At 35.0% G+C, this 4,180-nt stretch carries 2 protein-coding genes and 1 pseudogene; 2 read left to right on the top strand and 1 reads right to left on the bottom strand.

Annotated elements, in window-relative coordinates:
• Positions 1-354: 354 nt before the first annotated feature.
• A complete protein-coding gene (locus VL047_RS13185; protein ID WP_325361291.1) occupies positions 355-1,011 on the top strand; it encodes an SGNH/GDSL hydrolase family protein in 657 nt (218 codons plus the stop codon).
• A 71-nt stretch (positions 1,012-1,082) separates the two neighbouring features.
• Here VL047_RS13185 and VL047_RS13180 read toward each other — a convergent pair whose 3' ends face one another.
• Complete coding sequence (locus VL047_RS13180) at positions 1,083-3,542, bottom strand: outer membrane beta-barrel family protein (RefSeq protein WP_325361289.1); 2,460 nt, start codon at positions 3,540-3,542, stop codon at positions 1,083-1,085.
• Between the two features lie 186 nt (positions 3,543-3,728).
• Here VL047_RS13180 and VL047_RS13175 point away from each other — a divergent pair.
• Positions 3,729-4,180: pseudogene (locus VL047_RS13175) on the top strand (NIPSNAP family containing protein); the annotation flags it as partial.

The following is a 4,180-nucleotide window of genomic DNA, read 5'->3' as shown; positions in this document are numbered from 1 at the left end:
TTAGAAAACTATGGAAAACGAAAAGCTATAACAAAGACGAAAAAGTACTTGTATAGCTCCTTTAGAATTAACAATTTAGAATGTATAACTAATTAAGTAATTATTAACAATAGTGTATAGTTATTATAGGGTAAGACAATTCAAGGGACATTATAGGGACATTCTAGGGACTTCCTAGGGACTTTGTAGGGGCAAATCCCTATATAGTTCCTAGGAGGTCCCTAGAATATATGTCTAATGTCCTTTGTGATGTCGGGCATTAATTAGAGATTGTACGAATATTAATTGTTTGTTTAGTGTAAAAATTTTTGATAATTAAAAAATAATACTACATTTAATTTTTAGAAATTAATTATGCGGACAAAATTTTACTTTCTTATTATCTTATGTGCAGTTATTCTGACCTCAGCAACCGAGCTTCAGAAACCTAAACGCATTATATTTTTTGGCGATTCAATCACTCAGGCAGGTGTAAGCCCTGATGGTTATATTACGCAATTGGGTAATTCGTTAAAAATGCCTGACTATGAATTGATCGGTGCCGGAATTGGCGGAAACAAGGTGTACGATCTGTATTTACGGATGGAAGAGGATGTTCTGATGAAAAAGCCGGATGTAGTTGTTATTTATATCGGAATTAATGATGTTTGGCATCGCTTACAAGGAACTGGAACGGATTACGATAAGTTTATAAAATTCTATCAGGCTATTATTACGAAAATAGAAAATACAGGTAGTAAAGTGATTTTATGTACACCAACTGTTATTGGTGAAAAGAAAGATGGTGTAAATCCGATGGATGAAAACCTGGATAAATTTGCAGGAGCAATCAGAGAATTAGCAGAAAAGAACAAGTTACCTCTTTGCGATCTGCGTACTCTATTTGTTAATTACGAGAAAGAACATAATACAACTGACTTGGAAAAAGGTGTGCTTACTTCAGATGGCGTTCATTTGAATAAGCTTGGCAACAAATTAGTTGCGGATAACCTTTTGCCATTCTTAAAATAATTTATTAACAACCTAATTATGATTAAAGAGAGCTCCATTCGGAGCTCTCTTCTTATTTAAACACATTGAAACTATTTTCCTACTCTGTTTTCTTCATCGCTCTTGGCATTTTGTTTCGGTCCGCTGATCTTGGTATTTCCAAAGCTGTAGCTAAGGGATAATCTTACTATTCTTGATTCTCTTCTCTGATTAATGTTTGTATTCAAGTTAGCATATTGAGTACTTACACTTTGTGTTCTGGTGTCGAAGATATCTGAAACAGATAGCTTAACGTTTGCTCGCTTATCTCTGAATGATTTATTTATACCCAGATCCATGCTCCATGCTTGTCCGATTTTATAAATGCTATAACGCAGTCCGGATTGATAGTTAAGAGTTGCATCTGCACTTAAAGTCGGCAGCAATTGGAATGTATGGTTACTTGTTCCTTGAAAAGCCAGTTGTCCGTAGTTAATAGGTGATTCCAATTGTTTAGACTTAAATCCTAAGTAGAAGGTTGTCACATTGGTGTTTGAACTCCAGAACTTAGTAAACTTAACAGGAGCATTTACATTGATGAACCATTGTTCTTGCTGTGCAATGTTTTCATTGGTAACCAATGTCGTTTTATCAACATCATTTTGTTTCATAATCTCTACGATTGCGTCTTTTCTTATTTCATAACCTGTAGAAATATTATAACGCTTCATTAGTGTATAATTTAACCCGAAAGCGTGTATATATTCAGGTTGCAAATACGGATTACCTTGCTGATAGGTGTATTTGTCTAAGAAATAGTTAAACGGATTTAATACGCCGTATGGAGGTCTGTTGATTCGTTTTGAATAGCTTAAACTAAATTGGTTGTTTTCTGATAAATCATAGCTTAATGATATATTCGGGAAGAAATCCACATAGTCGCGTTTAACTTCATTTCCCAATGTGATAGAGTTCCCATTAGAAGTAGTATATTCTGTTCTTAAACCTGTCTGAATACCCAGCTTATTAAATTTGGTATGGTAGTTTAGGTAAGCGGCTGCAACTCTTTCGGTATAGATAAAATGATTGCTTCTATTAGCTACATTTTCCCAGTTTTCGTTTATGAATTCAGAGAATTTTAGGTTGTTATCTGTTTTTACATTAGCATATTTAAGTCCAGCTTCCAAACCTGAATTTTCATTGAACGGACGAGTGTAGTCTGTTTTGAAAGATTGGATACGGATCGTTGATGGCATATAGCTTTTAAGAAGTAGCGGATCATGCATTTCAGAGCCATCTTTTTTATAAAAGAAGTTTCCATAATCTGCTGAATTATCGTCGAAGAATGCAGAGATATCTACATCTGCGCTTATCTTGCTTCCAAGCGTATCGATGTTATAGGTATTGTTTAAATTAATGGAGTAATTTTTAAATTCGCCTCTAAAAAGAGAGTTAGCGGTCAGTGTTGAATCTAATGAAGATTGATAAGACCCAATTTGCACATTGCTGATATTATGAGCGTCAGAATTATTTAATAAACCGCTTAACTGTAAAGAAATTGTGTTCTTGTCAGAAGTTTGTAAATCAACGCCTGTTCTCAAAGAATGACTTCCATATTGGTTATTCATGGAATTGTTTTGATCAAAGCTGGTAAAGTTAGCATCTTGTCCAACAATACGGTTGATATCCATTAAATCTGTTCGGTCATTTGTTTGATATGAGTAAGTTCCGAACAAGCTTACATTGTCTTTTTTATGGTTAATGTTTAAAGAAGTATTGCCTTTAAAGCCATTTCCGTGTCCTCCACCCAGATTGAAAGTTCCGTTGGTTCCTGCTACTTTGTTTTTCTTTAATTTGATATTGATGATACCGGAACCTCCTGCAGCATCGTATTTTGCTGATGGATTGTTGATTATTTCTACAGATTGCAATGTATTGCCATCGGTAGAGCGTAGTAAGTTTGCCAATTGAGTAGATGATAAATGAGTCTCTTTGCCATCAATCATCACCATGATACCTTGCTTTCCGTTTAAACTGATATTATCATCTTTATCGACCGTGATGCCAGGTGAGCGTTCCAATATCTCAAGCGCATTGTTACCGGCTGCGAGTGTTGAGTTCTCAACGTTTACTACCAGCATATCTGCCCTTCGTTCGATCAGGGGCTTTCTGGCGGTAATAACAATGGTCTCTAATTCTTTATTATTGACAGATAGTGTAATATCTTTTAGTTTGATTGCATGATTGCTTTCTTTTATTTGAAAGCTCTCGCTGATACCTTTGCCGAATCCAAGCATTTCTGCTTGAACGAAATAGTTGCCATCTTTGATTTGATCAAATGTGTAATTACCTTGTTCGTCGGAGAACAGGACCTTTACTAAGGATGAGTCAGCTGAATTAGCTAGGGTAACGGTTGCATAGTCGACAGCTTTGCCGCCTTCATCGATAACTTTTCCGTTTACTTTTCCTGTGGATTCTTGTGCAAATAGTGGTGTTGTTCCACCTAAGATAATAAGGTAAAGGAATGCAAGGAATACATTCGTCTGTAGTTTTAGGGTAGTAATTTTTTTCATCGTATTTAATATTTGATCCAAAACTATCTGCAATGCTCTAATTGGACAATATGGATTAGGTAGGTTGAATCAAATAATCGGTAAGCTATATAAAAAACTCGGTGAAAGAATTTTGAAGGATGTATATATAATTTATTACATTTATACCCGAAATCAAATACTATTAACCCAAATTAATTCTTTTTTATGAAATCTAAATTATTGCCAATACTTTCTTTAGTTGTTTGTATATTAATGTCATCGTTGGCATACGGTAAAGACAAAGGCTATTATTATCAATTAAAGGTTTATCACTTTAAAACAGCAGCACAAGAAGCACAGATCGATCAATTTTTAAAGGATGCTTACATTCCTGCAATGCACCGCGCAGGTATTCCTGCAGTTGGTGTTTTTAAACCTATTGAACAAGATGCAGCAGACCAACGTGTTTATGTATTTACCCCCGTAGCTAAGATTGAGAAGTTATTAGACCTGAGCAATATTTTGGCAAAAGACAGTCAGTTTCAAACAGACGGAGCAGCCTATATAAATGCTGAATATAATAACGCACCTTATACACGAATTGAAACTATTGTTATGAAGGCCTTTGAAGGCATGTTAAAGCCTGCAAAACCCAATTTAACTTCACCTATGAGCGA

Source organism: Albibacterium sp., from assembly GCF_035514885.1.
Taxonomy (GTDB): domain Bacteria; phylum Bacteroidota; class Bacteroidia; order Sphingobacteriales; family Sphingobacteriaceae; genus Albibacterium.
The sequence above is the reverse complement of the archived record's forward strand: the minus strand, read 5'-3'. Positions and strand labels throughout refer to the sequence as shown.

Excerpts from the sequence above, each read along its gene's own strand:
- VL047_RS13185 (WP_325361291.1), top strand. The coding sequence starts at position 355 with ATGCGGACAAAATTTTACTTTCTTATTATCTTATGTGCAGTTATTCTG.
- VL047_RS13180 (WP_325361289.1), bottom strand. The coding sequence starts at position 3,542 with ATGAAAAAAATTACTACCCTAAAACTACAGACGAATGTATTCCTTGCA.